Consider the following 26954-nt stretch of genomic DNA (forward strand, 5'->3'; position numbering starts at 1 on the left):
TATAGCATCGTCTACATATCTGGAATTCAATTTAAAGAAACTTTGCAGTTCTTTCTTAAGTTCTTTTCGGGTTTTTCCTTCAAGCAGGCGGTTATAGGCATATCTTTTGCAGGAGTTCCATTTTTGCATCAGGTTGTCTAAACATTCTTTTTCTTCTTTCTTTGGAAATAACCTTGCCTGTATTGTTATGATTTGCTTCATTACCATCGCTGCCTTTCAATTTTGAGCAGTTAGATTTATTTATTGCAAAACAGTTGTTATTGCACTATTTTGCATTGTTTAGCTCAACTGCTTAAACCTCCTCGTATAATTTGACTTGGAAGTTATCATAGAACCCGAGTTGAAAATTAAGTTGAGGGTTCTTGATAACTTGGCGTGCCTTTGCAAAGATTAAAACGGGTGCGCTTCGGCCATCTTACCCCTTGTAGCCGGGAAACTATAGTGACTGAGCCTTTGCGCCAGCTCACCCGCCTGCGCCTACACCTCGTGGAAATGGTGACCGCCGAACAGAACCGAGCCTTAAATCTCCTCTTCCTTAAGTTTTCTAATTATCACCAGGACAAGCTTTTTAGTCAAACTTTTGGTAAGGCCTCCCTGGCAGTATTACAGGAATTTACACCAGATGAACTTATAGAAATGCCATTGGAAGAGCTGGCAGAGTTCATCCAGTCCCATGGTAACAACAAATTAGTCTCACCTGAGAATATGGCTAAGGCCCTCAAACAGGCTGCCCGCCGCGCCTACCGCCTTAATCCTAAAATGCTCGCAGCTTGTGAGGTTGCTCTTTCTCTTACTCTCCAGGATATTGACCACCTCAAAAGGCAGCTTAAACAACTGGATAAAGTCATTTGCCGGGAGTTAGAAGCCATACCTCAAACTCTGACCAGCGTAAAAGGCCTCGGTCCCATCTCGGCTGCTGGTATTATAGCCGAAATTGGCGATATCAAACGCGTTTCAAAGATCAAGCCGCTCTGGCTCAATACGCCGGCCTTACCTGGATCCGCTACCAATCAGGTGATTTTTACGCCGAAGAACGCCGCCTGACAAAGAGTGGCAACAGGTACCTCCGCTACTACCTGGTCCAGGCAGCCAACTCGTTGCGGGTGCACAACGAGGAGTATAAGGCCTACTACCAAAGTAAGTATCACGAAGCTACCAAGCATCAACATAAGCGAGCGCTGGTTCTAACTGCCCGCAAATTAGTAAGGCTGGTCTTTGCCCTGCTGAGCAAAGGCCAAATCTACAAAGGTACGGTGATGAAATAGTTCTTGAATAAAACCTTTTCTTTCCTCTGTTATTTTCCAACTATTACCATATAGTTGGAGAGGGTTGTTATTGCCTTTTTTAGCCCCTACTTTCTAATTTCCATTTCTTGGTCCTTGACTTTTTACCGTGAGTCTTAATGTATTATTTTATTTTTTATGGTTTTTTATATTTCCAACCTCTAACTTCTAACATCTAATTTCCAGTAGTTTTGCGTACCGCCCGGATTTTTCTAATTATTTTTTCCCGGGGAACTAAAATAATATGGGCACAGCCGGTGCATTTTAAGCGAAAATCAATACCTATTTTTAATACTTCCCACTCGTAACTTCCGCAGGGGTGGGGCTTTTTTAGTTTAATTATATCGCCTATCTGAATTTCGCGCGGATCAACCATTATCCATCTCCCTTTCCTCCCGGGTAATGTAGACCCGTCGGGGATATGGAATTTCTATTCCTTCGGCGTCAAAAGCTTCTTTAATGGCTTTTCTAAGCTCCCACTCGATATTCCACTGTTCCATGGGTTTTACCTTGGCAATTACCCGAAAAACCATTTCCGAGGGTCCGAAATTAACAATTCCCAGAACTTTGGGGCCTTCATAGATAAGTTCCCCGTATTTTTCTTTTATTTGCTGGCAGACCTTTTCTAAAACCTGATGTACCTTTTCCACATCCTCTTCGTATGCTACCCCTACGTCCACTAAAGCCCGCTGCGGCCCCCGGGTTTTGTTGGTGACCATTGTTATACTGCCGTTAGGGATGATATGAAGCTCTCCGGTAAAATCCCGGAGTTTGGTAACTCTAAGTCCTAATTCTTCGACAATGCCGGAGGTTTGCCCGATGGTAACGTAATCCCCCACCGCAAACTGGTCTTCCATTAAAATAAAAAAGCCGCTTATTACATCTTTAACCAAACTCTGGGCGCCAAAGCTGACGGCTAAACCTAAAATACCGGCTCCGGTTAAAAGGGTTTTGGCAAAACCGGTATTTTCAAAGACCTGGGCAATAATTGTCAGAAAAGCGGTAATGTAAATAAAGTAACTCCAGAGACTTTTTAAAATAGTTCTTAAAGTTTCTACCCGGCTTTCTTTTAACTTTAACTTTTTGCCGTAGGGAACAATAAAACGGTTGATAAAGGAGTGACCAAGTTTAAGTAGTACTACTGAACTTACCAGAATAATTAAAAGAATTAAGGATTTATCGAGAATTTTATCCCAGTTTAAGTTTAAAACACCAAAATTCATAAATATCCCCCCGGCAATTAATCTAATACAATATTATATTTAATTTCTTCCAAAAAAACAAATGGTACCGGAAGGGACGGTTCTTACAGTGACCATTTTCCCTTAGTTAAGACAAAAAACTGCCAGCGAATAGCTCGCTGGCAGAACCGTCCCTTAAATACCAAGTTTGGCGCGGCGGTCGTTGATGTGGGCAAGGATATCGTCGGCAACTTTAACCGGGTCGCTCCCCACGGCTATCCTTCCGCCGGTGATGTTGGGGAGGTCCCGGGTTAAAAGTTTTACCAGGTTAGGGGCACCCATTACCGGTGGGTCCGGAGCTACATGGGTAAACAAGCCGTAAGCTAAAGCAAAGAGAGCGTCAATGGTAGCTTTTTGCTCCATGTACATGGGGGCGGTAACCGCTACCGGCAAATCGGCGGTATCGACGTTTAAAGTATTGGCCAGGGCTGTTACCACCAGGGAAATTCTACCGGTGTCGGTGCAGGTACCAAAAGACAGTACCGGTGGAATGTTTAAACTCCGGCATACTTCGGAAAGCCCGGGTCCGGCTAAGCTTATCGCATCCAAATTACAGAGTCCGGCAACTTCAAGGGCATGGTTGCCGCAGCCCCCGGATAAGATCAGGATATCCCGCTTAATTAACTCTTTTGCCAGGTTTACGGTGACGTAATCCTGGGGCCCGTTTTTTAAGGTGGTGCAGTTGACAAGCCCGACAGCACCTTTAATCTTTCCGGCTTTAATCACTTCAATTAAAGGATGTATGCTACCGCCCAAAGTTTTTAAAATAGCTTCCGGGGTGAAACCGGTGATGGCTTTTTGGATGTTGGCAGGAATTTTGGGGGTAATTTTTCCGTGACGCTTATTTTTAAAGTTGTCAACGGCGATATCAATGATTTTTTGCGCGATTTCCCGAACTTCACTGGGTTTATAGTCAAGGAAATGGTGAATACCCGGGAACCGAACCAGCCGGGATACCGAGATTAATGTTGCTCCATATTTTTCCGCTAAAGGCCCTAAATGGGGCGGTGAGCAATTCATATCCATCGCTAAGACATCAACGGCGCCCGTGGCTAACATCGGTTCAATAGTTAGCCAGTTGCCGGTCAGCCCCCGGAAAACTTCATCCTTTTGGAAGCGCTGAATCACCTCCTGCCCGCTTTCAATGCTGCCGTAAATTCTAAGGCCTTTGGCTCCGGCGGTTCTGGCTTTATCCTGATTTACCGCATCTTTAGCCGCTAAGATTAAAGCCACCCCGACAAATGGCTCGTGACCGTTAAAGACGATGTTGACGTAATCCGCATCAAAGATGCCCAGGTCCACATCCATTTCATGGGGCATACCGGTACCAAATAAAATATCCTGCACTAACTCAAGACCTATCTGGGCACCGTAAATACAGGAAAGTCCGAGCCTAAGTCCTTTAGTTGCGAGGGATACATAATCCCCGTCGACGTTGGTAAGGCAGCTGGCAGCGGCATCTTTTAGCTCGTGCAGGGGACCGGCCGGATAAATCCCAAGCTTACGCCAGACTTCTTTTCGTTTTAAAGGAGCGTAGACCTCAATCATTTTCCCCGGTTCGTCATAATCCCGGTATAACTCCCAGATTAAAAAGTCGGAAAGACGTACTGCCACATCTTCCGGTTTGCCTTCGGTGTTTAGCTCTAAATCTCTGGCCATCTGGTAAAGTTTATCTTTATCGGTAATGGTAAAGGGGGTGTTACCGAGAGCGGTCATTTTTAAAGTTTTATAAGCTTCATAGGCATGGTAAGTATAGGTTGAAGTACCCATTACGTTTCTTAAAAGCAGGTAGCGCATTGCCATGCCATCGGCGTTAATTCCGCAGACCCCTAAAGTTGCTCCAACTTTTTCGTTTATCCGGCAGGGACCGTTACTGCAGAGCTGACAGGAAACCCCCAGTTCACAGTAATTGCAGCGGATCTTTTCCTGGGGGTCAAAACGGTCAAAACAGTTGGAAAGCTGGTCTGCGGCTAATCGCTGATATAGCTCGTTAACCGATGGGTGAATGGACGTTTTTGTAGCCATTAACTTACCTCCTTTGAAAAATTTCTTTTCATAGATTGGTATTTTAAATAAAAAAATATACATAAGGTTGCCAAAAAGCTTTAGGAGTGTTATAATTTTTGCGGCAAACTATACTACCCTGCTCTATCCAGCGAGGTAGGGCCATAGTCCAGAGGGAGGAGGTGTAAGTAATGCTGCGCCAGTACGAAGTAATGTACATTTTGCATCCGGAGCTTGATGCGGAAAAAACCGAAAGCATTATTGAGAGATTTAAAGGGATGATTGAACAGGACGGCGGCGAAGTGACCAATATCGACCGCTGGGGGAAACGGCGTTTTGCCTATGAAATTAAAAAGCTCCGGGAAGGCTATTATGTGGTGATGAACTTTAAGGCTAAGGCAGAAACCGTGCAAGAGCTTGACCGGGTTTTAAGAATTTCCGATGATGTTGTGCGGCATATCGTAATCCGGGAAGACAAGTAACCTTTTGGGGTGAATTTTATGTTTAATAAAGTTATTTTAATAGGGAGGCTGACCCGGGATCCGGAGCTTAGACATACACCCCAGGGAACGCCGGTAGCATCGATCACCGTTGCGGTAGACCGCCCTTTCACTACCAGAGAAGGGCAACGGGAAACCGACTTTATCGATGTGGTAGTTTGGCAGAAGCTTGCCGAAACTGTTGCCCGCGTCTTAACCAAAGGGCGGCTTATTATGGTGGAGGGAAGACTGCAAATTAGAAACTATACCGATAAAGAAGGCCAGAAACGGCGGGTTTATGAAGTAGTGGGGGAAAACGTGAGGTTTTTAGATAAACCTAAAACTGCTGGACTGGCTTCAGGCAGCTTACCTGACGAGTTTCCTGCGGTGGACTTTGACCCGTCGGATTTTGGTACGGAAATCGAGATTAGCGATGAAGATATCCCATTTTAACGTAAGGGAGGTTGGACCGTGAAAAAAGAAAAAGGTAGCCGCCGCAAAAAGCGGGTATGTGCTTTTTGCGTGGATAAAATAGTAGATGTAGATTACAAAGACGTCAACCGTCTGAAAAAATATATTACCGAACGGGGTAAAATTCTTCCCCGACGGATTTCCGGTAATTGCGCCCGGCACCAGCGGCGTCTTACTACCGCCATCAAGCGGGCTCGAATTATGGCTTTACTGCCGTTTACCGTAGAATAAGCGCTAAAAAAGGAGCTTTTTATGGCTCCTTTTTTTAGTTTATTGCAAGTTCCAGTGATTTACTCTATAATAATTGGCAACTTACGATTATAATTAAAGTTAAACAAGAGAATGAGGTGGTTTTTTGAACAACACCAGGCAGTTAGTGGAAAGTGCTTTTTTAGCGGCGATTACAGCGGTTTTGGTCATATTAAGTGTGTATTTTCCACCGTTAGCAATAGTTGTAGACTTTGTTACCCCCATACCCATTGCCGTGTTAGTAGTAAGGCATTCGACCAAAGCTGGTATTTTGGCAATCGGAGTGGCGGCAATTCTTCCCCTTTTAACTATGGCTGACCCTATATCGGTTTTTACGGTTTTATTTAAAACGGGGCCTCTTGGGCTTGTTTATGGTTATTTTATCAAAAGAAACTTAAAACCAACCTTAACGGTTGCTGCTGGGATGGTAGCGGGAACTTTAGGAACGGTAATTACGTGGGGGATTACCTTTTTCCTTACTAAAATTAATCCTTTTGCCATCGGACGGAATATGGAAGAAGCGGGAAAACAGGTATTGGAGTTTTACTATAAAACGGGACTTATTAAGCCCGGTACCGAACAGGCGAAAATGCTGGCCGATACTTTTGCCCAGATGCCTAAAATAGCCGAGCTATTATTCCCCGGCGCGATCCTAATTTCTTCGCTAATTTTTGCTTATCTTACCTTTATTCTAACGAAAAAGCTTTTGAGCCGCTTAGGATATAGTTATCCCGACTTGCCTCCTTTTCGGTTTTGGCGGATGCCCTTATGGCTTTTATTGGTAATGGCAGTGGGAGTATTAATGTTTTCGGGCTTTCCAAAATATCCGGTAATAAGTAGAATTGGCTTTAATCTCATGTATATAACCGGCTTTTTGTTTTTTATAAGTGGGCTTAGCATTACCGTTTTTGCCTTTAAAAACCAGATTTTACCGCCCCTTTGGCGAACATTTTTAATAGTATTTGGGATATTATATCCCCCGATGGCCATGTGGTTTATCCTGGTTTTAGGCATATCCGATACACTGTTTGATTTTCGTAAAAAGTGGGAATCCGGGAGGGTTAATGATGAAAGTAATACTACTGACAGAAGTTAAAAAGCTTGGAAAAAAGGGAGATGTAGTGGAGGTTGCCGAAGGTTACGGACGTAACTACCTGATTGCTAAAGGTCTTGCGGTAGAGGCTACCGAAGGTAGATTAAAGGAATTACAACAACAAAAAGAAGCGGCAAACCGGAGGAAAGAAAAAGAATTACAGGAGGCAAGAAGCTTGGCGGAAAAGCTTAAAAATATTGAATTGGTCTTATACGGAAAATGCGGGGAAAATGGTAAGCTTTTTGGAGCGATAACCAGTAAAGATATTGCCGAAGCTTTAGAAAAAAATTACCAAATTAAAATTGATAAAAGAAAATTGGATTTAAAAGAAAACATTAAAGCCCTTGGAGTGTATACGGTAGAAGTAAAGCTTCATCCGGAGGTTACAGCAAAACTCAAGGTAGCGGTTAAAGAAGAAGGAAGGGGTTAAAGGTGAAATTTTTTATCTTACCCAAAGAGCGGCGCGAATTAGAAAAAAAAGTCGAACTAATCGGAAATGTATTAACCAATTTATACGGTCCGGATAAACTTATTTTAAAAGCTGCCAAGGTGGAAGCCTTAAATCTCATTCAATCGGAGAAGTTAGAAGAGAAGGTATTGGGCTATCAGAAAATCGTCTTAGAGGATCCCTCCCTGACCCGGGTACCGGCGGCAGGTGAACTTGCCGAAATTTTAGCTACCATTGAAGACCATATCGCGGATATTTTAGCCCGCCGGACGGTAGAGGAAGACCTGGAGCGCAAAGTAGAGAGGAAGATGCAGGAACGGCATGAGGAGTATTTAGAGGAAATCCGGCGGCAGGTTTTAAAAGAATCCGGTAACGTTGAAAACGCTCAAACGCTAAAAAAACTTGCCCGCCTGGAAAAATTAGAAGAAACCAAAATCGCTGCCACGGCTATGTCTTTTCTCCGTCCCCGGAGTTTTTCCGAAATCGTCGGGCAGGAGCGGGCTATTCGGGCACTTTTAGCAAAACTTTCATCACCTTTTCCTCAGCACATAATTTTGTATGGTCCGCCGGGGGTGGGGAAAACCACCGCTGCCCGTTTGTGTTTGGAAGAGGCCAAAAAGCGTAAAGGTTCCCCTTTTGCTCCGGATGCTCCCTTTGTGGAAGTGGATGGAACTACATTGCGCTGGGACCCCCGGGAAGTTACCAATCCCCTTTTGGGTTCGGTGCATGACCCCATTTATCAGGGAGCCCGGCGAGATTTAGCGGAAACAGGAGTTCCGGAGCCAAAACTCGGCCTTGTTACCGAAGCCCACGGCGGGATATTGTTTATCGATGAAATTGGTGAGTTGGATCCTTTACTCCAGAATAAGCTTTTGAAAGTTTTGGAAGATAAAAGGGTATATTTTGATTCGGCCTATTACGACCCCGATGACCCCAATGTTCCCAAGTACATTAAAAAAATCTTTGAGGAAGGGGCGCCGGCGGACTTTATTTTAATCGGGGCCACCACCCGTTCGCCGGAAGAAATAAATCCGGCCTTAAGGTCACGCTGTGCGGAAATCTTTTTTGAGCCGCTGGGGCCGGCGGAAATAAAGGAAATAGTTTTAAAAGCGGCGCAAAAGTTAAATGTCAAACTTGCTCCGGATGTACCGGAACTAATTGCCGGCTATACGGTGGAAGGACGGAAGGCCGTTAATATTTTAGCCGATGGATATGCTATAGCCCGGTTTAAAAATCCCGAAGGGGATGGTTTAACCATTACCGCCGATGATATATTAGAAGTGGTCAATGTCAGCCGGATTTCTCCCAATAACCTGGTTAAGGGTAGCGATACTTATGAAATTGGCAAAGTGTTTGGCTTGGGGGTTTATCAATATTTGGGGTCGGTATTAGAAATTGAGGGAATAGCCTTTGATGCCAAAACTCCCGGTCAGGGGACGGTACGTTTTAACGATACTGCCGGCTCCATGGCTAAAGATTCGGTGTTTAACGCTTTGTCATCTATCCGAAAAATTACCGGCATCGATCCCCATAACTATGACCTGCATGTAAACGTCGTAGGCGGAGGCAATATTGATGGTCCTTCCGCCGGGGCAGCGCTGTTTTTGGTGATGTACTCGGCAATTACCAGGACCCCTTTGCGCCAGGACATTGCTATTACCGGTGAGATTTCCGTGCACGGACGGATTAAGGCCGTAGGCGGAATTCCGGAGAAAATTTACGGTGCGAAACAGGCGGGAATTTCTACGGTACTGATTCCCTTTGATAATTTAAAAGATGTACCCAGGGGTCTTTTGGGGATAAAAGTTGTGCCGGTAAAGACGGTGGAAGAAGTAGTGGAAATTGCCACCCAAAAACCCCTTTTAACCACCCGGGCGGTATAGGAGGATTTCTTTATGAACGAGCTTTTAATGCTACCGCCACATAATATTGATGCCGAGCAAGCGGTTTTGGGGACTATTTTAACTAACGGGGAAAATCTCTATAAAGTAATTGAAATCTTAAAACCCGAGGATTTTTACCGGGAATCCCATAAACTCCTTTACCAGGTAATGCTCGAATTAAATGAAAAGGGCGAACCGATTACCCTTTTAACGGTAACCGAGGCCTTAAAGCAAAAAGGTGACCTGGAGCGGGCTGGCGGCGTTTCGTATATTGCCTCCCTTTTGGCCATGGCGGTGCCGGAAGCTACTTTGGAAAGCCATGCCGAGATAATTGAAGAAAAAGCAGTTTTACGGCATTTAATCGACCTTTCGGAGAAAATAAAAAGGCTTAGTTATACTGAAAGAGATGCGGAAAGCATTTTAGAAGAAGCGGAACGACTGGTGTTAGAGGTAGGAATGAAACGGAATCAGCAGTCGTATACCGCGGTTCGAGAAATTGTTTACGACGCCATTGAACGAATTGAGTTTTTGTACCAGAACCGGGGCAATATTACCGGGATTCCAACTCATTTTTACGATTTAGACCGAATGTTAAATGGCTTGCAGAAAAGCGACCTGATTATTGTGGCCGCCCGGCCGGCGATGGGAAAAACCAGTTTTTGTCTTAATGTTGCCCAGAATGCTGCGATAAAAAGCGGAGTGCCGGTGGCGGTTTTCAGCCTGGAAATGTCCAAAGAGCAGCTGGTGACCAGGATGCTGACCTCCGAAGCTATGGTAGACCAGCACCGGGTAAGAGCCGGGGAGCTTTCCGATGAAGATTGGCTGCGGCTAACCGAAGTGGCGGGAATATTAGCTAAAGCCCCGATTTACATTGACGATACTCCCGGTTTAACGATCCGCGAGCTTCGGGCCAGAGCCAGGAGGCTTAAGCAGGAAAAAAACATTGGGTTAATAATAATTGACTACCTGCAACTTTTAAATGGTAGCCGCCGGGCTGAAAGCCGGCAGCAGGAAATTTCCGAAATATCCCGGGCCTTAAAAGGGCTGGCGAAAGAGTTAGACTTACCGGTGGTGGCGTTATCCCAGCTTTCCCGGGCGGTGGAGGCGCGGCAGGATAAAAGGCCTATTATGTCGGATTTAAGGGAATCCGGTTCTTTAGAACAGGATGCCGATATTGTCATGTTTATCTACCGGGAGGAGTATTATAAACCCGATACGGACAAAAAAAGCATAGCGGAAATTATCATTGCCAAGCAAAGAAACGGCCCAACGGGAATTGTGGAGCTGGGATTTTTAAAAGAATTCACCAAATTTGTTAATTTGGCTAAAAAGTATACGGAATAATTTTTTGGCAAAACTTGACGTTTTAAAGAAATTAGAGGTATACTAATTTAAAACGCAGCATTAGACGGGACAAAGGTACTTTGTCCCGCTTTTGCGTTTTTAGGGGGATATTATACAAAAAGAAAGTTTTTTTGAAAAAAATTATATAACAGTTTAGGATGATAAAAATGCGCATAGTGGAAGCATTTATTGGCGAATATGCCAGCGGAAAGAGTGAAAATGCCGTAAACCGGGCATTGGAACTAAAAAATCTAGGCCGAACGGTAAACTTAGTGGACTTGGATACGGTAGAACCCTTTTATACCCTGACTCCCATTAAAAAAGAGTTGGAAGCTTTGGGACTTAAAGTATTGGCCTGGGAGCGAAATGAAGTTTTGGGTTTTGGGGAAACGGGAGTCCTTTTGAAGCCGGAAATTCGCTGGGCCCTGAAAAATCCCGGGGATGTAATTTTTGATGTGGGCTACGGTGTGCATGGTTCACGGAGTTTAAACTTAATTGAAGGAATCTGGCAGGAACCAAATTTAAAAGTTTATGCAGTTATCAATGCTTCCCGTCCCATGACCCGGGAAGTTGATGATATTGTGGAGCATGTAAAAAGTCTTGACCGGGTGGATGGTTTAATCAACAATACCCACCTGGGGGATGAAACCACCTGGGAAGTAATTTATGACGGCGAGGAAAAAGTGTTAAGGGCTGCAAAAATTTTGGGCTTACCGGTATTGTGGACCGCCGTTGACCAAAAACTAATTAATGGTAATGAGGAAATGCTTCAAAAGCTTAAAACCCCGGTTAAGGGGTTAGTAAGATATATGCCAAAAACTTTTTGGTAATACTACGAGGAGGTGCGAAAAATGGCAAATAAGCCAATTACCGGGGAGCAAAGAGTGTTTATGACCGGGAACGAAGTTATCGCTTATGCGGCGGTGATGGCCGAAGCGGATATTATGTACGGTTACCCGATTACTCCCCAAAACGAAATCATGCACTACTGGACCAGGCTTGCGCCCAAATACGGCAAAAAGTTTTTACAAACCGAGGACGAGCTCTCGGCTGGTTTTACTACCATAGGAGGGGTCCTGGCGGGAAGAAAGGCTTTTACTGCCACTGCCGGTCCAGGCAACACCTTGATGCAGGAGCCTATGTCTATGGCGGAAATGATGCGGATACCCACCCTCTTGATAGTACAACAGCGGGGTGGTCCATCAACGGCTACCGTTATCTATTCCCAGCAGGAAGTGACGATGACCACCTATGGTGGCAACGGTGAAGGCTTTAGAATTGTCTACTCTACCTCAAGCCACCAGGACCTTTATGATTATGTAATTAAAGGCTTTAATACCGCCTGGAAATACCGTTTCCCCACCTTTATCTTGGGTGATGGTTATCAAGCCAAAATGCGGGAAGCCTGTGTTATGTACGATCCTGCCGAAAGAGGGATCGAACTTGTGAAGCCTACTCCCTACATGGGTGCTCCCGGCACTCCCGGGGTAGACCGCAAACCAAGTCATATGCGGAACACCTACAACACCGAGGAAGAACTGTATGAAGTGGTCATGAACCTTGCCAAAGCGTACGAAGCCATAATACCGGAAGTGGTAGAATTTGAGGAACTAAATGCCTTTGAAGCGGATACCGTTATCATTGCCCACGGTGTCGTTTCCCGGGCAGCTAAAGGAGCGGTAAAAGAGCTTCTTGCCGAAGGTGAGAAAAAAGTGGGCTATTTCCGGCCAATTACCTTGAGACCTCTTGCGGTAAACGAACTACGGGAAATTGCTCAAAGAGCCAAGAAACTAATTATAGCTGAATCTTCCTATGGTCAGCTTTTAAAGCAAATTAAAGAGGCAATTTACGGTACCGATGTTGAAATACACACCATCTTAAAGCCGGGTGTGGGCATTACCCAGGAAGAAATCGTGGCCAAGTACCACGAGGTCAAATAAGGGAGGGATAAAGGTGAACTATCCGCAAATACCAAAAAGCTGGAATATAGAATCAAAACCCCATAAGTTTTGCCCCGGCTGCGGCCACGGGATAGCTTTGAAAGCTTTGGGTATGGTCATTGATGAGCTGGGCATTCAGGATAAAACGGTTTTTGGAGTAGATATTGGTTGTTCCCTTTTGGCCTGGGACTTTTTCAATGTGGATACCATCCAAACCCACCACGGTCGTACCACACCGGTCATAACCGGGATAAAGAGGGCTAACCCGGAATTAATAACCATTGCTTACATGGGGGACGGTGGCGGTTACGCTATTGGCTCGCAGCATCTGGTTAATGCTGCGGCAAGAAACGAAAAGATCACCGTTATCCTGGTTAACAACACCAACTACGGAATGACCGGTGGGCAAATGGCGCCAACCACTCTACCGGGACAAAAAACCGAGACCACTCCATATGGACGGGATGTTGATGAAACCGGATATCCGACCTTAGGTCCGGAAATGGTAGCGGCAATAGCCCGGGAAGGAGCTTATGTGGCCCGGGGAACGGTGGCCAATCTCCGCCAGTTAAAAGGATTCATCAAGAAAGCCATTGAAAACCAGATGGCCGGCAACGGTTTTTCCTTTGTGGAAGTGCTTTCCGGCTGTCCTACCAACTGGAGGACCAATGCCAAAGAAACCTGGGACTTCATTGAAAACACCATGACCCAATACTTTAAAGTAGGGGAATTAAAAGTACCCGGGAAGGGGGAATAAAAATGGCGAAGGTCGTTAAAATTGCTCTGGCCGGCGAAGGTGGACAGGGAGTTCAGTCGGTAGCGGAAATTATTGCCGAAGCGGCCAATGAAGAGGGGAAAGAGGCAATCTATATACCTAACTTTGGCGTTGAGCAGCGAGGCGGAGTTTCCATTGCCTTTATCCAAATTAGCGATGAGCCTATCGGCAGTCCCAAGTTTGAAAAAGGGGATATCGTGGTAGCCCTTTCCGACCGGGCAGTACGGCGGACCCGGCAGTACGTAGGAGAAAACACTGTTTTTGTTTACGACAGCAGTATTGAAGGGATAGAAAAGGACCTGCCTACCAACGCTAAAAAAATCCTGGCGATTCCGGCTTTGGAAGTTTCCAAAAAAGAACTCCACCCCCGGGTATTTAACGTGTTGATCATGGGAGCGGTGCTGGAAGCTACGGGTGTAGTTACAATAGAGCAGGCGAAAAAAGCTATTGAAAAGAAATTAGGCTATAAATTTGAAAAAGATCCGAGTCTTCGGGAATTAAACTATAAAGCCATTGACCGGGGTGCTTCCCTGGTCCGGGAACAGTAGAAGGGGGGAAGACCGGTGGAATTTAAAGCAAGAGTCTTAGAGCATACCAAAGGTACCTGGACGATTTATCCGGGCCTTTGCAAAGGTTGCGGCCTCTGCATGGCAAAATGCCCCAAAGGAGCGATTAGCTGGTCGGAAGTATTAGGTGTTTACGGCACCCCGGCGGTGGAATCCGATGATAAATGTATCGCCTGCGGCATCTGCCAGATGGTCTGCCCCGACTGCGCCATCTACGTCGAAAAGAAAAAGTAGTAATCCAGGGACGGTTCTTTTCTTTATACTTAAAGTATAAAGATAGGGACTGTCCCTATCTTTATACTTGAGGGGAGGGTATAGCCGTTGCCAAGGGCCAGCCGTTATTTTGAGCCGGAAGGAATTTATCACATCATTGTCCGGGGTAATAAAAAAGAGGCAATCTTTTGCCGGGAGCAAGATTACCTCATTTTCTTTAACCTTTTCCAGAAAAAATGGGAAGAACATCCCCTTAAAGTTTATGCTTTTGCTTTAATGGGAAATCATTTTCACCTGTTGGTAGAAGCTTTTGATGAGCCTTTAGCTAACTTTTTTCAACCTTTTTTAACTTCGTATGCTATTTATTTTAACAAAACTTATGAGCAAGTTGGACATGTTTTTCAGGACAGGTATAAATCGTTTTTGGTAGGTACGGAAAAATATCTAAAAGAAGTATTTCGCTACATAAACTTAAATCCGTTACGTGCAGGCATCGTAAAAAATCTTTCCGATTATAAATGGTGCAGCCATTACTATTTTCTGCATCCCAAAGAGGCACCGGTTTTTTTGGATACTTTTATTTTTAACTTATTCGGACGTACTCACCAGGAAAGAGTAAGGTACTATACCCTATATTTAGAGGAAGTATATGGCGAAATGGAAGCAGAAAATTTGGAGCCAGAGGATAGTATAAATTTGTTTAACTTAAATTATCTGGCCAGGGAAGTTTGCCAAGAATATGGTATTTCGTTTAATGAACTAAAGAATGGTAAAAGAAATTTTAATGTTATTGCAGCTCAAATGGAATTTGCCAAAAGAGCTAAAGAACAGTTTAGTATTAACTATACTGAAATCGCAAAGTATTTAGGTAAAAGTTATGCCGGTCTAATCAAAAATTTAGGGCAAGTACGAAAATAAAGTGTGTCCCAAAAACTATACTTAAAGTATAATTTTAGGGACTGTCCCTAAACTACTACTTCTTTGGTGGTGGTAGAGGCTGGAGTGGTGAGTTCAACGGTTTTTACCTTGCCCTGGGGTTGGGCCACCGTAAATTTTACCACGGTGTTGGCCGGCGCCGGGAGGGTTAACCTACCGGTTACCGGGTGGATGTAGCCCACATCTATAAAATCCTGGCCTTTGGCACTAAACGAGACTATTCCCTCGAGGGGTTTTCCAATGGAATTTTGATTTATTATTTTTAGATAGGAGGCTTCTTCGAGATAGTTTAAAATTTTCCCGGCATCAGGAATTCCCCAGCCATAACCAAAGGTTGGTTTACCGGCAAAGCTTCCCGAAATTTTTAAAAGGCTAAAAAGCGTCTCTGGAGCTAACTTATATTTTTCAGTGATTGCGGCAAGCATGCCAGAAATTATCGGTGCTGCAGCGGAACTTCCGCTTTGGGAGGCGTATCCTTTGCTCCAGGTAGATACGACACTAACTCCCGGAGCTAAAAGGTCTGGCTTTAAATAATAGGGAAAACGAAAAGTAGCAGTTCGGGGAGTTACAAATTCAGTGTTGCTAAAGGTGGCCGGGTAAAGAAATTTATAATTTGTGGTTTTGGGATAAAAGTCCAATGCTCCAACGCCCAAAACTCCGGGGATGTTTCCGGGGCTTGAGGACGTTCCGGGGCCATCATTGCCAATGGCTGCTACCGGCAGGATGCCTAAAAGCAGAAGATTGACCATAGGTTGAATGAGGAGAGATAAAAATCCTTCAACCCCCCACGACATATTAACTATGCTAATATTTTTTTGTAAAGCTATATACTGAAGGCCGGCGATTACTTGCTCTAAGCTACCGGAACCATCACGGTCTAGAACTTTTACCGAAAAAAGTTTTGCTGCGGGGGCAATTCCCAGGGGGTTATCTTTTGTACCGGCAACAATTAAACCTCCGGTAAAAGTACCGTGACCATTATCATCAAAAGCTTCGCTTGGTTTACCCGGAATCACCTTACCGTCTTGCTTCACCTTTGCCCAGCCTACGATTTTCCCCAAGAGATTGGGATGCCTGGGATTTATTCCGGTATCCAAATGGCCTACCACTATTCCATTTCCAAACAATCCCTTATCCCAAAGGGCATAGGCATTTACCGGTTTATATTGCCAGAGGCTTTCCTTAAAAGGAGCCCGGGGAGGGTGGTAGATTTTTCGACGGGTAACGGGGATTTTCATTCTTTGCTCCGCTAAATCAATGCTTCTTACTTCGGGATTTTCTAAAAGCTTTTGAATAGTATCCGCATCAAGCTCGGCAATAAACCCCGGTAAAAGCCAGAAACTTTTTGCCTTATCAGCTCGAACTCCTAAAAGTTTTTTAACCTTTTCCTCAAGATGTTTTTCCAATGTTGAAATTACTTCTTCCCGCTCAAGGCTCCGGTAAAAAGGCGCTTCGAAAATTACCGCAACCTTAACCGTTTCTCCTATCTTTAGGGTAGAAAGTTTTTCTTTTAAAACTTTTCCCACTTTATTCTTACCTGCCATTTTTGTCACCTCTTTCCAGTTCTCTTAATAAAATATGAAATTGCTAATGCCAAGGTAACTTTTTATTTTGTGCGTCTTTGGTAACAATACCATAGGGGTGAATTTTATGTACTGTACTTTTTGTAACTCGTTTAGGAAAAAGGGTATTTGGCTTTTAGGCCGTTTTTTATGCCGGGAATGCGAAAAGGAGCTAACCAGTATCCGGCCGGTTAATCCTGCCTATCCGTTTATCGTCAAAAGGTTTCGAAACTTTTTCTTAAAACAAAGGCAGTTATGGTAAAATTATTGTAAAAGGTTAAATCTTAAGGAGAAGTTATGTCGGGTTTAATAGATAAAATCCAAAAACATATCCGAAAAAAACCTATCTCCTTCCACATGCCCGGTCATAAAAATGGCCGGTTTATACCGAAAAAAGTAAAAAATCTTTTAGGGGAGAAATATTTCAAAGCAGATCTAACCGAGCTTCCGGGGCTCGATAACCTTTATGCGCCGGAAGAGGCCATACTTAAATTAGAGGAGAAACTTTCCCGCTACTTTGGTTTACCCCGGGCTCATCTTTCGGTTAACGGTTCTACTGCTGCAGTAATAGCCTTAATGCTTTCGTTTTTTTGGCCGGGTGAAAAAATAGCGGTTGACCGGATGTCTCACGTATCTCTGTATCACGGAATGGTTTTAGGGGATTTAATTCCGGAATTTATCTATCCTCTTTGGGATGAGGAGTACGGACTTCCGGTAAATAAAACTCCTGAAGCTCACAACAAAAGTTATTTTCTGACTAACCCCGACTACCAGGGGTTAATCCGGGATTTAACGGAGCTTAAAACCGATAAGCTTCTTTTGGATGCGGCCCACGGGGGTTTAATCCCTCTGTGGCGACCGGATTTTTTTAAAAACATTGCTGGATTTGCGGTAAGCCTGCATAAAACCGGGCCCTTTCCCAACCCTCTGGCGGCGGTGGTTTTTCGGGATAAAGGGGTAGAAGTGAAACGGGCGCTAAACTTAGTCCAAACCACCAGCCCTTCGTACCCTTTGATGGCTGCGGCCGAGGGTGGGGTTGACATGCTATTAAAGGTTGGTGGTCGTGCCTTTCAAAAAGCCAAGGAGTTTTCGGACCATTTTAAGGAGTACTTGAAAAAACGGGGAATCGGGTTTTTTCAGGATAAATACCCGGCGGATCCTTTAAAAGTTACCATAAAAGCGGCGGATTTGGGTGTTTCCGGAGAAAAAATTGCCGGGAAACTAAGGAAAAAGGGAATTTACCCGGAGGCTTACGGCCCGGGTTATGTGCTTTTTATGTTTTCCCCGGGTAATACCGAAAAAGATGTCAAAAAGCTTATAAACATTATTGAAACAATAAAAGGGAAAGAGAAAAAAATCATTATCCCGAAAAATCCTTTTAGTTTTCAGCCGGAAATAAAATTAACCCCGCGGGAAGTGTATTATGCCCGAGAAAAGCTTGTGGATTTAAAAGCTTCTGTGGGTTATACTGCCCGGGATGGGGTTACGATCTATCCCCCGGGAGCACCGGTTCTTTATCCGGGGGAAGAAATTACCAAAGAAGCAGTGGAGTATTTACAGTATCATTTACAATTGGGAGTAAAGGTAACCGGGATATATGATGGCAGGATAAAGGTGGTAAGGTAATGCGCGGTAAATTTATAACCATTGAAGGGGTGGAAGGGTCGGGGAAAACCACCCAGATCCAATATATTGCCAGGTATCTTACAGAAAAAAATATCCCCCACATTATCACCCGGGAGCCCGGGGGTACTGCTTTGGGGAGAAAAATCCGGGAGCTTTTATTAAACCCCACCTACCCGGTGGTACCGGAGGCAGAAATTCTTTTATACCTTGCTGACCGGGCCCAGCACGTGGGGGAAAAGATAATTCCCCATTTGGATAAAGGGGTATGGGTGATTTCCGACCGGTATTTTGATTCCACGTTGGCTTATCAGGGTTATGGCCGGGGATTTGACCTGAACCTTCTAAAAAGTTTCATAGCTTTTGCTACCAAAGGTTTAATTCCTGATTTAACAATCTTAATTGACCTTCCTCCGGCAGTAGGATTGTCCCGGGTTAAAAGCCGGGGGGAATACGACCGCTTGGAGCGGGAAACTGTGGAATTTCACCAAAGGGTAAGGGAAGGCTTTTTACAACTGGCCAAAGATCAGCGGTTTCGGGTGGTGGATGGCCGGAAAAATCCCGAGGAAATTTTTTTGGAAATCAAAGGCTTTTTGGAGGGGCTAAATGGATAACCTAATTATAGAAGCTTTAAATCAGGATAAGCTCAGTCATGCGTATTTAATAACTTCACCGGTGCTTGAGGCGGTAGTGGATTTTGCCCGAAGGACCGCCCGGGAAATCTTAATAAAATCGGCCAATGACCCCGTGGAGGCAGCAAACCTTTTTGAGGCGGGAACTCATCCGGATTTTCTCTGGCTTGCACCCGATGGGAGCTCCTTTAAAATCTGGCAGGTCAATGAAGTGTTGATCCCCAAAGTTTACCTTACTCCCCAAAAGGGCAGCCGCAAGGTAGTAGTTTTAGAAGAAGTAGATAAAATGACCCTTGATGCCGCCAATGCTTTTTTAAAAACGCTGGAGGAACCGCCGGCAGGGGTTACTTACCTTTTAATTGCTACCATGCCGGAAAAGGTGCTTCCGACTATTCATTCCCGCTGCCAAAAAGTTAAGGTTTCCGCCGAAGATTTTACAGGCCAGTATAAAGGGGATGCGGAAAAGTTTTATGAGCTTTTAACTTTGTCCTGGGAGGAGTTTTATAAGAAGACGGAAAAGATTACCCGGGAAGAGCTAAATAATCTTTTGCTGGCAGGAGAATTAATTCTCCGGGATGCGCTGATTGTTGATAAGGGCTCGGATAAATTGTTTTATCCGGATCTTTTCGATAAAGCACGGGAGTTAAACCGTTTAGGTGAAGAGGAAATTTACCGTTTACTTAATCGTTTGGAAGAGTTTTTGGCCAAAGCCCGTTTAAATTTAAATCCCAGGCTTGTGTTAGAAAACCTTTATCTTAGCTTTAGCTTTCACAAGTAGTAAACTTTGAAAAAATAATTTATAATAAAAACAATTATAAATTTGGAGGAGTAATATGCCAAAAGTAGTTGGGATTCGCTTTAAAAAAGCGGGGAAGATTTATTATTTTGACCCGTTAGACATAGATTTTCAATACGGTGATGGTGCTATAGTTGAAACCATCCGGGGGGTAGAATACGGCGAAGTAATGATTCCACCCAAAGAAGTTCCTGAAGAGGAATTGGTTTTACCGCTAAAACCGGTAATTCGCAAAGCTACCCCGGAGGACTTAGAAATTGTGCGGGAAAATAAAAAAAGGGAAAAGAAAGCCTTTGCTATTTGCCTGGAGAAAATTGCCCAGCACGGACTTCCCATGAAACTTGTAGGAGTAGAGTATACCTTTGACCGCAATAAAGTAATTTTTTACTTTACCGCTGACGGACGGATTGACTTCAGGGAACTGGTCCGGGATTTAGCAGCGGTGTTTAAAACCAGGATTGAGCTTCGGCAAATTGGTGTTAGGGATGAAGCGAAAATGATCGGCGGCCTCGGTTGTTGCGGGCGGGAACTTTGCTGTGCTTCCTGGCTTTCGGAATTTGCGCCGGTTTCAATTAAAATGGCCAAAGAGCAAAACCTCACTTTAAACCCCACCAAGATTTCCGGTATTTGCGGTCGCCTGATGTGCTGCCTCAAATTTGAAAGCGATACTTACGAGCAGGTCAAAGACGATTATCCGGAAGTTGGCGAAACGGTGCTTACTCCCATGGGAGAAGGTAAGGTTACCGGCGTAAATATCTTCAGGAAAACCGTGTATGTGGAGTTAAAGGAACAAAAGCATGTCAAGGAGTTCCCGGCGGAAGAGGTAGTGGCTAAAGAGGAAGTAGAGGAGGGTGAGGTATTTGAACAATCTTTCGACCCTTCTTAACCAGTTTGAGGAAAATATAAAAAAGCTTTTAGAAGAATATTTAGAAATTAAAGCCTATGTTTCCCAGCTTGAAGAGGAGAATCAAAAGCTACGCCAGGAGGTTATCAAGTTTTACAAGCCACTGCAGGAAGAAGCCAAAAAAGAAAAAAAGCCCGGGCCCGGATTTCAAAACTTAGCCCGCCTTTACCAGGAGGGGTTTCATGTTTGCCATGCGCATTTTGGCGAAGCCCGGGACGATGAAGACTGCCTCTGGTGTATAACTTTTATCAAAGGAAGAAACAACGAGCGAGGGGAAGGAATTGACGAGGAAATTAGAAAAACTGCCCCCTGATCGGGTGGACGATTTAAAAAGAGCCGGGCTGAAGATTTACCAGAATCCGGCGCTTTTTTGTTTTGCGATTGATAGTGTCCTCCTGGCCTGGTTTGCCAAAACTGCTCCCAACGACCGGATAGTGGACCTGGGAACGGGCAACGGGGTTGTTCCCCTGCTTTTGTATGGAAGAAACCGGGAAATCGGGAAAATATACGGCATTGAAATCCAGGAAAAGCTGTACCGGTTGGCGGTAAAATCTGTAGCTTTAAACAAGCTTGAAGAAAAAATCGAAATAATCCTGGGGGATTTAAAAGATGCACCCGCTATCCTCGGGAAGGGTTTTGATGTGGTAACCGCCAATCCACCTTATCGCAAAAAGGGAGAGGGGCGCTTAAATCCCGTGCCGGAAGTAGCGATAGCCCGGCATGAGCTTTTAACTACCTTAGAAGACGTGGTGGCAACAGCGACTAAACTTTTAAAGCCCCGGGGGAGTTTTTATTTAGTGCATCTACCCGAAAGGCTTCCGGAAATCTTTACCCATTTTACCCGGTATAAACTAAATCCCGAAGTGTTACTGCCGGTGCAGCCCAAGCCCGGAGAGAATGTAAACCTTGTTTTAATAAAAGCGGTTAAGGGGAGCCGGCGCAAATTAGAGTTTTTAGCTCCTCTGTGGGTTTATGAAAAAGACGGTCAATATTCCGAACAGGTGCGCCGGATATTTGAGGGGGAAGAATAATGGGAACCTTATATTTGGTACCAACACCCCTTGGCAACTTAAAAGATATTACCTTAAGGGCATTAGATACCTTAAAAGAAGTAGATATCATAGCCGCCGAAGACACCCGGCATACTTTAAAGCTCTTAAACCATTATGAAATAAAAAAACCCCTTCTATCATACCACGAACACAACCGCCGGGAAGCGGGGGAAAAAATCCTTGAACTTTTAGCCCAGGGGAAAAAAGTAGCTCTGGTAACCGATGCCGGAACTCCTGGGATATCCGACCCGGGGGAGGATATTGTTCGGGAAGCTTTAAAGGAGGGATATAAAGTCGAAGCTCTGCCGGGAGCTTCGGCTTTAATTGTGGCTCTGGCGGCCAGCGGCCTTAGCACTTCCCGCTTCTGCTTTGAAGGATTTTTACCCCGAAAAGCCGGGGAGCGGGAGAAATGGTTACGGGAACTTTCCCGGGAAAAAAGGACCCTGGTTTTTTACGAAGCTCCCCACCGGCTTCTTAAAACTTTGGAAGATTTAGCCAGGCATTTTGGAGAAAAGCGCCAAATGGTGGCAGCCCGGGAGCTTACCAAAATCCATGAAGAGTATATCCGGGGAAGCATCGCCGAGGTTTTCTCTCATTTTAGAAAAAATGAACCAAAGGGAGAGTTTGTCTTGGTGGTAGAAGGTGCACCTCCGGAAGAAAAAAACGTGGAGGAATTTGTGCGGGAATGCATAGAAAAAGGTTTATCCCAGAAAGAGGCAGTTTTACTTGGCCGCGAACTTGGCTTTAAGAAAAATGAAATTTATAAATTGTATCTTTTGCAGAAAAAATGAAGGCAAGTCTTAATGCTAAGACTTGCCTTTTTTGTTACTGGGCTTGGGTGTCACCCAGAATAATGGTGTTTTCTACGGGTGTATCATCTCCTAAAATTGTAGTAGTTATTGAACTATGGTTAGAAACATTAGTTGAATCAATTGGATTAGAGTCTATTTTTTTGTCCTTTTTATTTTTACCAGGCTTTTCACCATCACTGGCTAAAACTGGTTTAGTGTTAGGAACGGGTTTTTTCAGGGCTTGATTTTGCTGGTATTGCTGGATTGCTTGGTAACGGGAGCTTTTCATTATTACTGTTTCAAGTTCCTTTGTTTTTTTAAAGGAAATATCAACTTTGTTTGTAAAAGGATTAATCAAAGTCAAGATAACTAAGGCGCTTACTACTATACCCAAAATCCAGTAGTAAAACTTAATATTTTTTTCCATTTAAACTACCTCCTTTAAGGAACATGGCAATTGGTACATTTGGTACCAGCACCTGGTGGAAGAGGCATAAATTGTATATGGTCAAAAAGGGCTGGTTTCCATGACACTGTATTATGGCAAAGTTCACACCGGTTGCTTAGATTTTTATGATACGAGAAATCTGGAGGATAATGGCATTCAACGCATTTTTTCTTGGTTGTTTGATGGCTAAAGTTTGTTTTTTTCCAATCGGTTTCTTTATGACACTCTGCACAATTAATTTTCCTTAAATAATCCAAACGATGATTGATAAAAGATGCCATGTGGCAGTTATAACATTCGTTTTTATAATTTTTATTCGTTAAGAGCGCATGTTTAAACTTTACCTGGTACCAGCTTTTACCAGAAGATGTATGGCATTGTTGACATTCTAATTTAACGTCATTATGACTGCGACTTGGGGGAGCCTGATGGCATTTTTGGCAGTTCTGCGTATACTTTGTATGGTTAAATAATTGTTTGCCCCAGGAAGAAGTGTTATGACATTTAGCGCAATCCTGTCCATAATTTTGACGGTGAATAACACTTTTGTCATAATGACAGGTCGAACAGTTTTTCTGCAAAACCTCTTTGCTCAGTAATTCGTGCTTAAAGGTTGTTTGGTACCAGCTTTTCGGATTGTGACAGTTTTTACAATCTATTGTAATAGGTTGGTGAAGAGTGGTTTCCGGCTTTTTATGACAAACGGAACAGTTTTTTAAGTCTGCTTTAGTGTGTTGATAGTTTAAAACTTTCCAGTGGAGCTGGCTATGGCAACGATTGCAGTTAGTTCCATAATCTTTTGCGTGCTTACTATTTACCGTTTGGGAGTGACAGATAGTACAGGCTTTCTGGTCGTAACGGACGATTATCTTAACATCTCCTTGAGGTTTCCAGGTGGTAGTGGTATGACAGTAAAGACAGCCGTTTTGGGTACCGGGTAAAATACCGTGTTTAACATTTTTTATATCATGGCAATTTAAACAGTTTACTAAAGCTGTAAAGGTTAAACGGTCATGGTTGAAGGTAACTTCTTTCCAGGAGGAAAGGGTATGGCAACTGCTGCAGTCTTTACCAAAGTACTCTTTTTTTTCTTTTAGGTGATAGTTTTCCTCGGTTTTATGGCATTGGGAGCAGTTTTTTAACTCTTCTTTTGTAAATAAATGGTGGGGACTAATTGCAGTTTTTTTGGTAACTTGGCTTCCTTTATGTTCCTGATGGCAAATAAGACAGTTGGTTCTTTTTAAATTTACCTGCAGGTGGAAGAGGGAACTGGTTTTTGTCCCTTTGTCTTTAAAATACTTAGTATCATGACAGTTAATACAGCTTTTTACGACATTAATTTGAAAGGGCTTGTGGCAGGCGCTGCAATTGTTTTGTTTTTTATTCAGGACAAAATGAGCTTTGGAAAGAGGACCAGGAGAAGCCAAGCGAGCTTTAATACTGCCCGGGCCATAAAAGAATAGCAATAATAAAAGAATTGATAATGTAAGCCCCACAACTCCCCAGGTTTTTATCCCCAGACGCATTAGATAATCCCCCCAAAATATATTGCCAACCCAATATGGACAAGGCTTAAAAACAAAACTACATAGCTTAGTTTTATATGAATATCATACCATTTCTTAAAAATTTTTAATAAAAGATTTTCTTTTTTATTTAGTGCTTTTTTTAATTCTCCATAAAAATAACGACCGCAAAAACCACTGAACAGTACAATACCCATTAAAATAAGGGCAATATTTGGATAAATCGAAAAAAACCGTCCTCCGGCGTGCAAAAAAATTAACAGGGTACCAACGTAACAGGTTATTTCATGATACAAAAGCCAGGATGGTACTTTTCCAAATTTTATTATCCCTCGTTTGCGTAAGGAATATAGAAAGCTAATTAAGATGAAGAAAACCCCGAGATAACCCGTTATGGTTAAAAGATATGTTTTTTTATAAAGTAAGAAGTATTTACCTACAAACCAAGCTCCCAATAAGTTTAAAAACAATATCACAAAATAGTAACTTAACCGTAAATAAACTTTTTTCACCGCTGCCAACCTCTAACTTTTAGGATTAAAGATAACCTCGGTAACTTTAATACCGGTTTTTAGTAAACCTGTTGTATCTTCGCCGCTGATTCTTACTCGATAAAAACCTTTTAAGCTTTTAAATAATAGGCCTTGAGCGGAAAAATCGGTATCAATACTTAAAACGGTACCGGCAAAGTCACTATCATTATGTCCTTCAATGCGGAACATTACTTTATCTCCCCGCTGGATAGAATCAATTTTGTCTACCGGTACGGTAAGGTCAAAATAAAACTCATATGGCTTTTCTAAAATCCCAAGAAGCTTGCCTTCAGTAATAAATTCCCCTTCAGCCACGTTGATTTTCTTTAAGGTTCCGGTAGCCGGTGCTTTTACATAACCTGCATTAAGGTTTGCTTTAGCAATTTCCAATTCCACTTTAGCTTTTTCTACAAGGGCGTGCTTTAAATTTACTTCTTCTTTATCCGGTTTAGATAATAAATTAAGGTACTGTAGCTCTTTAAGTTTAACTTGTATTTCAGCAATTTTAACTTCTTTTTGCAATTCTTCAAGATTACGTTTTAATTCGTTCATTTGCTTTTTAAAATCAAGGGAAGTTTTTAAAGTTTGATTTTTGTCATTAAGAAGAATACTTTCTTCAATTCCGGTAAGTAAGTTATAAATCTTAACTAAATATTCGCTTTGTGCTGCGTGGTGTTGCATCATTCCGGAGCCTTCACTACCGCTTTGCTGGGCATTATCTCCAATACCCCGGTTGTTATTATCCGGGTTTGAATTAACATTCTGGTTATCCGGAGGGGTTACGGTTTTCTGAAAATTGTCAATAAGGATTTTTAAACGATTGGTGGTTTGCGATAAATCCTTTAAGAATTCTTTTTCATTGTTCTTATACTCCTCAACAAGACTTTTTACCAAAGAGACTGAATTCTTTAACTTCTCCAGCCGGTACTTTTCTAAAGTTAATTCATTTTTGGCAATTTCTTTCTCATAATTGTTTGGACCCATCCGGGCTTTAGCCAGTTCGGCTTGGGCTACGGCTAAAGCGGCTTGAGCTTTATACACTTTGCTAATTAAATCGAGATTTTCAATTTCTATTATTACTTCACCCGCCCGTAATGCAGTTCGCTCGGGGTAAACAATTTTTTTTACGGTTCCGCTTACCGGGGAAACGATTGGAACTTCGCTGTTTTGCAGGGGAACCGAAGTTTTAATAATTATTGGTTCTTGAGTTGTGGAAGTTGCCAGGTTATAAGAAAAAAAGGAAATAACTACCAAAATTAGCGATGCAAAAGCAAGGACTATTTTTTTGCTTTTAATCACTGCAAACACCCTCCGTTTTATAATGTCATTTTTAATTATAACTACATAGCGTAATATAAATGTTACAAAAATGTGAAAGTAGTTTTACAGAACTGAAAAAGCCCTTGAAACTGTCTTCTAACTACTATAAAGTGTAGTTGAAAGGAGGTGAAATTATCAATAGGAAGTTTAATTTTCTAATTTATTTGCTGGTGCTTCTAATTTTTACCAGCAATATTGCCTTTGCCGCAACCGTACCTTTAATAAAAGATTTTAAGGTGAATAAAGGGGTAAGTTTTGACCAAAGTAAAGTTGAATTTCAGTTTAACTTGACAAAGAAGGCAAAAATTACCATTAACATTTTATCTGGAAATAAAATAATTAGAGTATTAACCAATAAAAAGACTGTACCGGCGGGGAAGGTTGTTGTTTACTGGGCAAAAACGAACAGTAAAGGGGTTAAAGTAGCCCCTGGAACCTATGGTATCCAAATAATTGCTGAGGCTTCGGGAAAAAAAGAGATAAAAAAATATTCACTTAAACTTTACGGACCTGCAAAACCTCCGGTAATACTGGACTATACTTTATCACCCCAGGAATTTACCGCCGAGGAACCGCTGATTCTTTATTTCAACTTAAATCAGGCGGCAAAAGTCGAGTTTTTAGTATTAAATGACCAGGGTACAGTTGTTCACCGTTACACAACTCCTTCGGTACTAAGTAAAGGTTTAAACTACTTTATCTGGGACGGTACCGGTAATGTAAGCGGTAAAGAACTGCCAGCGGGTGAATATACTTTGAAAGTTACACCCATTGACCAATCCGGTTTAAAAGGGGCGACCCTATCAATTTTAATTAAGAAAAAATAACGTGGGGGTGTTGTA

General features: G+C 43.1%; 31 protein-coding genes and 1 pseudogene. 23 read left to right on the forward strand and 9 right to left on the reverse strand.

Features of this window, described 5'->3' with window-relative positions:
- The coding region (locus ciss_RS05665; RefSeq protein WP_501161885.1) for an SSO2105 N-terminal domain-containing protein at positions 1-201 on the reverse strand (201 nt) is incomplete at its 3' end.
- Between the two features lie 192 nt (positions 202-393).
- Here ciss_RS05665 and ciss_RS05670 point away from each other — a divergent pair.
- Positions 394-1265 (forward strand): annotated as a pseudogene (locus ciss_RS05670) (IS110 family RNA-guided transposase); the annotation flags it as partial.
- Between the two features lie 193 nt (positions 1266-1458).
- Here ciss_RS05670 and ciss_RS05675 read toward each other — a convergent pair.
- From ciss_RS05675 to cooS, 3 genes are all read right to left on the reverse strand, one after another.
- A complete protein-coding gene (locus ciss_RS05675; RefSeq protein ID WP_075865323.1) occupies positions 1459-1659 on the reverse strand; it encodes a DUF951 domain-containing protein in 201 nt (66 codons plus the stop codon).
- Positions 1652-2506 carry a mechanosensitive ion channel family protein gene (locus ciss_RS05680; protein WP_075865324.1) on the reverse strand — a complete coding sequence of 285 codons (855 nt, stop codon included), beginning with the start codon at positions 2504-2506 and terminating at the stop codon, positions 1652-1654. Before ciss_RS05680 ends, ciss_RS05675 begins: the two co-directional genes overlap by 8 nt.
- Before the next feature lie 153 nt (positions 2507-2659).
- Positions 2660-4549 (reverse strand): anaerobic carbon-monoxide dehydrogenase catalytic subunit, encoded by a 1890-nt coding sequence (gene cooS / locus ciss_RS05685; protein ID WP_075865325.1) that lies wholly within the window; start codon positions 4547-4549, stop codon positions 2660-2662.
- Between the two features lie 170 nt (positions 4550-4719).
- On the opposite strand from cooS, the gene rpsF reads away from it, so the two are divergent.
- The 13 genes from rpsF (at position 4720) to ciss_RS05750 (ending at position 14907) form a co-directional block, all read left to right on the forward strand.
- Positions 4720-5010, forward strand: coding sequence for a 30S ribosomal protein S6 (gene rpsF / locus ciss_RS05690; RefSeq protein ID WP_201787772.1), 291 nt, complete (start codon positions 4720-4722; stop codon positions 5008-5010).
- An 18-nt stretch (positions 5011-5028) separates the two neighbouring features.
- Positions 5029-5460: a single-stranded DNA-binding protein gene (locus tag ciss_RS05695; RefSeq protein ID WP_075865326.1), complete on the forward strand. Its 432-nt coding sequence runs from the start codon at positions 5029-5031 to the stop codon at positions 5458-5460.
- Between the two features lie 18 nt (positions 5461-5478).
- Positions 5479-5709, forward strand: coding sequence for a 30S ribosomal protein S18 (gene rpsR, locus ciss_RS05700; protein WP_011342985.1), 231 nt, complete (start codon positions 5479-5481; stop codon positions 5707-5709).
- 124 nt (positions 5710-5833) lie between these two features.
- Positions 5834-6823 carry a YybS family protein gene (locus ciss_RS05705; protein ID WP_075865327.1) on the forward strand — a complete coding sequence of 330 codons (990 nt, stop codon included), beginning with the start codon at positions 5834-5836 and terminating at the stop codon, positions 6821-6823.
- The gene (rplI, locus tag ciss_RS05710; RefSeq protein WP_075865328.1) at positions 6795-7250 is read left to right on the forward strand and encodes a 50S ribosomal protein L9; all 456 of its coding nucleotides are present in this window, start codon (positions 6795-6797) and stop codon (positions 7248-7250) included. Before ciss_RS05705 ends, rplI begins: the two co-directional genes overlap by 29 nt.
- A 2-nt stretch (positions 7251-7252) precedes the next feature.
- Positions 7253-9151, forward strand: coding sequence for a Lon family ATP-dependent protease (gene lonC, locus ciss_RS05715; RefSeq protein WP_075865329.1), 1899 nt, complete (start codon positions 7253-7255; stop codon positions 9149-9151).
- 12 nt (positions 9152-9163) lie between these two features.
- The gene (gene dnaB / locus ciss_RS05720; protein WP_075865330.1) at positions 9164-10495 is read left to right on the forward strand and encodes a replicative DNA helicase; all 1332 of its coding nucleotides are present in this window, start codon (positions 9164-9166) and stop codon (positions 10493-10495) included.
- Positions 10496-10662: 167 nt separating this feature from the next.
- On the forward strand, positions 10663-11325 hold the full coding sequence (locus ciss_RS05725) for a hypothetical protein (protein ID WP_075865331.1): 663 nt from the start codon (positions 10663-10665) through the stop codon (positions 11323-11325).
- A gap of 21 nt (positions 11326-11346) precedes the next feature.
- Positions 11347-12435 carry a ferredoxin oxidoreductase gene (locus ciss_RS05730; protein ID WP_075865332.1) on the forward strand — a complete coding sequence of 363 codons (1089 nt, stop codon included), beginning with the start codon at positions 11347-11349 and terminating at the stop codon, positions 12433-12435.
- Positions 12436-12448: 13 nt separating this feature from the next.
- The gene (locus ciss_RS05735) at positions 12449-13192 is read left to right on the forward strand and encodes a thiamine pyrophosphate-dependent enzyme (RefSeq protein WP_088775862.1); all 744 of its coding nucleotides are present in this window, start codon (positions 12449-12451) and stop codon (positions 13190-13192) included.
- Positions 13193-13194: 2 nt separating this feature from the next.
- Entirely contained in the window at positions 13195-13758 is a 564-nt protein-coding gene (locus tag ciss_RS05740; protein WP_075865333.1) for a 2-oxoacid:ferredoxin oxidoreductase subunit gamma family protein, read from the forward strand.
- 15 nt (positions 13759-13773) lie between these two features.
- Positions 13774-14010 carry a 4Fe-4S binding protein gene (locus ciss_RS05745; protein WP_011342994.1) on the forward strand — a complete coding sequence of 79 codons (237 nt, stop codon included), beginning with the start codon at positions 13774-13776 and terminating at the stop codon, positions 14008-14010.
- An 87-nt stretch (positions 14011-14097) separates the two neighbouring features.
- A complete protein-coding gene (locus ciss_RS05750; RefSeq protein ID WP_075865334.1) occupies positions 14098-14907 on the forward strand; it encodes a transposase in 810 nt (269 codons plus the stop codon).
- A gap of 47 nt (positions 14908-14954) precedes the next feature.
- Here the strand turns inward: ciss_RS05750 and ciss_RS05755 are convergent, their stop codons facing one another.
- Positions 14955-16469, reverse strand: coding sequence for a S8 family peptidase (locus tag ciss_RS05755; RefSeq protein ID WP_075865335.1), 1515 nt, complete (start codon positions 16467-16469; stop codon positions 14955-14957).
- 106 nt (positions 16470-16575) lie between these two features.
- Between ciss_RS05755 and ciss_RS13825 the strand changes: the two genes are divergently transcribed.
- Genes ciss_RS13825 through rsmI form a run of 8 tightly spaced genes read left to right on the forward strand, consistent with a single transcriptional unit; the run spans position 16576 to position 22285 of the window.
- Positions 16576-16749 carry a sigma factor G inhibitor Gin gene (locus ciss_RS13825; protein WP_077177471.1) on the forward strand — a complete coding sequence of 58 codons (174 nt, stop codon included), beginning with the start codon at positions 16576-16578 and terminating at the stop codon, positions 16747-16749.
- A gap of 35 nt (positions 16750-16784) precedes the next feature.
- Positions 16785-18113 carry an aminotransferase class I/II-fold pyridoxal phosphate-dependent enzyme gene (locus ciss_RS05765; RefSeq protein ID WP_075865336.1) on the forward strand — a complete coding sequence of 443 codons (1329 nt, stop codon included), beginning with the start codon at positions 16785-16787 and terminating at the stop codon, positions 18111-18113.
- Positions 18113-18724, forward strand: coding sequence for a dTMP kinase (gene tmk, locus ciss_RS05770; protein WP_075865337.1), 612 nt, complete (start codon positions 18113-18115; stop codon positions 18722-18724). Before ciss_RS05765 ends, tmk begins: the two co-directional genes overlap by 1 nt.
- Positions 18717-19520: a DNA polymerase III delta subunit-related protein gene (locus ciss_RS05775; RefSeq protein WP_075865338.1), complete on the forward strand. Its 804-nt coding sequence runs from the start codon at positions 18717-18719 to the stop codon at positions 19518-19520. Before tmk ends, ciss_RS05775 begins: the two co-directional genes overlap by 8 nt.
- A gap of 55 nt (positions 19521-19575) precedes the next feature.
- Positions 19576-20424 carry a PSP1 domain-containing protein gene (locus tag ciss_RS05780; protein WP_075865339.1) on the forward strand — a complete coding sequence of 283 codons (849 nt, stop codon included), beginning with the start codon at positions 19576-19578 and terminating at the stop codon, positions 20422-20424.
- Positions 20399-20755: an initiation-control protein YabA gene (locus ciss_RS05785; RefSeq protein WP_075865340.1), complete on the forward strand. Its 357-nt coding sequence runs from the start codon at positions 20399-20401 to the stop codon at positions 20753-20755. Before ciss_RS05780 ends, ciss_RS05785 begins: the two co-directional genes overlap by 26 nt.
- The gene (locus ciss_RS05790) at positions 20724-21473 is read left to right on the forward strand and encodes a tRNA1(Val) (adenine(37)-N6)-methyltransferase (protein WP_075865341.1); all 750 of its coding nucleotides are present in this window, start codon (positions 20724-20726) and stop codon (positions 21471-21473) included. The genes ciss_RS05785 and ciss_RS05790 overlap by 32 nt, the downstream gene beginning before the upstream one ends.
- Positions 21473-22285 (forward strand): 16S rRNA (cytidine(1402)-2'-O)-methyltransferase, encoded by an 813-nt coding sequence (rsmI, locus tag ciss_RS05795; RefSeq protein WP_075865342.1) that lies wholly within the window; start codon positions 21473-21475, stop codon positions 22283-22285. Before ciss_RS05790 ends, rsmI begins: the two co-directional genes overlap by 1 nt.
- Before the next feature lie 34 nt (positions 22286-22319).
- Here the strand turns inward: rsmI and ciss_RS05800 are convergent, their stop codons facing one another.
- The 4 genes from ciss_RS05800 to ciss_RS05815 are packed head-to-tail and all read right to left on the reverse strand — an operon-like array spanning position 22320 to position 26091.
- Positions 22320-22712, reverse strand: a complete 393-nt coding sequence (locus ciss_RS05800; protein WP_075865343.1) for a hypothetical protein — start codon at positions 22710-22712, stop codon at positions 22320-22322.
- Positions 22713-22726: 14 nt separating this feature from the next.
- Positions 22727-24259: a cytochrome c3 family protein gene (locus ciss_RS05805; protein WP_075865344.1), complete on the reverse strand. Its 1533-nt coding sequence runs from the start codon at positions 24257-24259 to the stop codon at positions 22727-22729.
- A complete protein-coding gene (locus ciss_RS05810) occupies positions 24259-24771 on the reverse strand; it encodes a hypothetical protein (protein ID WP_075865345.1) in 513 nt (170 codons plus the stop codon). Before ciss_RS05810 ends, ciss_RS05805 begins: the two co-directional genes overlap by 1 nt.
- A 12-nt stretch (positions 24772-24783) precedes the next feature.
- On the reverse strand, positions 24784-26091 hold the full coding sequence (locus ciss_RS05815) for an HlyD family efflux transporter periplasmic adaptor subunit (RefSeq protein WP_075865346.1): 1308 nt from the start codon (positions 26089-26091) through the stop codon (positions 24784-24786).
- Positions 26092-26228: 137 nt separating this feature from the next.
- Between ciss_RS05815 and ciss_RS05820 the strand changes: the two genes are divergently transcribed.
- Positions 26229-26939 carry a FlgD immunoglobulin-like domain containing protein gene (locus tag ciss_RS05820; RefSeq protein WP_077177473.1) on the forward strand — a complete coding sequence of 237 codons (711 nt, stop codon included), beginning with the start codon at positions 26229-26231 and terminating at the stop codon, positions 26937-26939.
- The last annotated feature ends 15 nt before the right edge of the window (positions 26940-26954 follow it).

This window comes from Carboxydothermus islandicus, assembly GCF_001950325.1.
GTDB classification, from domain to species: Bacteria; Bacillota; Z-2901; order Carboxydothermales; family Carboxydothermaceae; genus Carboxydothermus; species Carboxydothermus islandicus.

What these genes read in the sequence shown, in the direction of transcription:
- ciss_RS05730 (WP_075865332.1), top strand. Translation starts at nt 11,347, where the DNA reads ATGGCAAATAAGCCAATTACCGGGGAGCAAAGAGTGTTTATGACCGGG.
- tmk (WP_075865337.1), top strand. Translation starts at nt 18,113, where the DNA reads ATGCGCGGTAAATTTATAACCATTGAAGGGGTGGAAGGGTCGGGGAAA.
- dnaB (WP_075865330.1), top strand. Translation starts at nt 9,164, where the DNA reads ATGAACGAGCTTTTAATGCTACCGCCACATAATATTGATGCCGAGCAA.
- ciss_RS05675 (WP_075865323.1), bottom strand. Translation starts at nt 1,659, where the DNA reads ATGGTTGATCCGCGCGAAATTCAGATAGGCGATATAATTAAACTAAAA.
- cooS (WP_075865325.1), bottom strand. Translation starts at nt 4,549, where the DNA reads ATGGCTACAAAAACGTCCATTCACCCATCGGTTAACGAGCTATATCAG.
- ciss_RS05695 (WP_075865326.1), top strand. Translation starts at nt 5,029, where the DNA reads ATGTTTAATAAAGTTATTTTAATAGGGAGGCTGACCCGGGATCCGGAG.
- rplI (WP_075865328.1), top strand. Translation starts at nt 6,795, where the DNA reads ATGAAAGTAATACTACTGACAGAAGTTAAAAAGCTTGGAAAAAAGGGA.
- ciss_RS05755 (WP_075865335.1), bottom strand. Translation starts at nt 16,469, where the DNA reads ATGGCAGGTAAGAATAAAGTGGGAAAAGTTTTAAAAGAAAAACTTTCT.
- ciss_RS05765 (WP_075865336.1), top strand. Translation starts at nt 16,785, where the DNA reads ATGTCGGGTTTAATAGATAAAATCCAAAAACATATCCGAAAAAAACCT.
- ciss_RS05725 (WP_075865331.1), top strand. Translation starts at nt 10,663, where the DNA reads ATGCGCATAGTGGAAGCATTTATTGGCGAATATGCCAGCGGAAAGAGT.
- rsmI (WP_075865342.1), top strand. Translation starts at nt 21,473, where the DNA reads ATGGGAACCTTATATTTGGTACCAACACCCCTTGGCAACTTAAAAGAT.
- ciss_RS13825 (WP_077177471.1), top strand. Translation starts at nt 16,576, where the DNA reads ATGTACTGTACTTTTTGTAACTCGTTTAGGAAAAAGGGTATTTGGCTT.
- ciss_RS05805 (WP_075865344.1), bottom strand. Translation starts at nt 24,259, where the DNA reads ATGCGTCTGGGGATAAAAACCTGGGGAGTTGTGGGGCTTACATTATCA.
- ciss_RS05775 (WP_075865338.1), top strand. Translation starts at nt 18,717, where the DNA reads ATGGATAACCTAATTATAGAAGCTTTAAATCAGGATAAGCTCAGTCAT.
- ciss_RS05740 (WP_075865333.1), top strand. Translation starts at nt 13,195, where the DNA reads ATGGCGAAGGTCGTTAAAATTGCTCTGGCCGGCGAAGGTGGACAGGGA.
- rpsF (WP_201787772.1), top strand. Translation starts at nt 4,720, where the DNA reads ATGCTGCGCCAGTACGAAGTAATGTACATTTTGCATCCGGAGCTTGAT.
- ciss_RS05800 (WP_075865343.1), bottom strand. Translation starts at nt 22,712, where the DNA reads ATGGAAAAAAATATTAAGTTTTACTACTGGATTTTGGGTATAGTAGTA.
- ciss_RS05780 (WP_075865339.1), top strand. Translation starts at nt 19,576, where the DNA reads ATGCCAAAAGTAGTTGGGATTCGCTTTAAAAAAGCGGGGAAGATTTAT.
- ciss_RS05680 (WP_075865324.1), bottom strand. Translation starts at nt 2,506, where the DNA reads ATGAATTTTGGTGTTTTAAACTTAAACTGGGATAAAATTCTCGATAAA.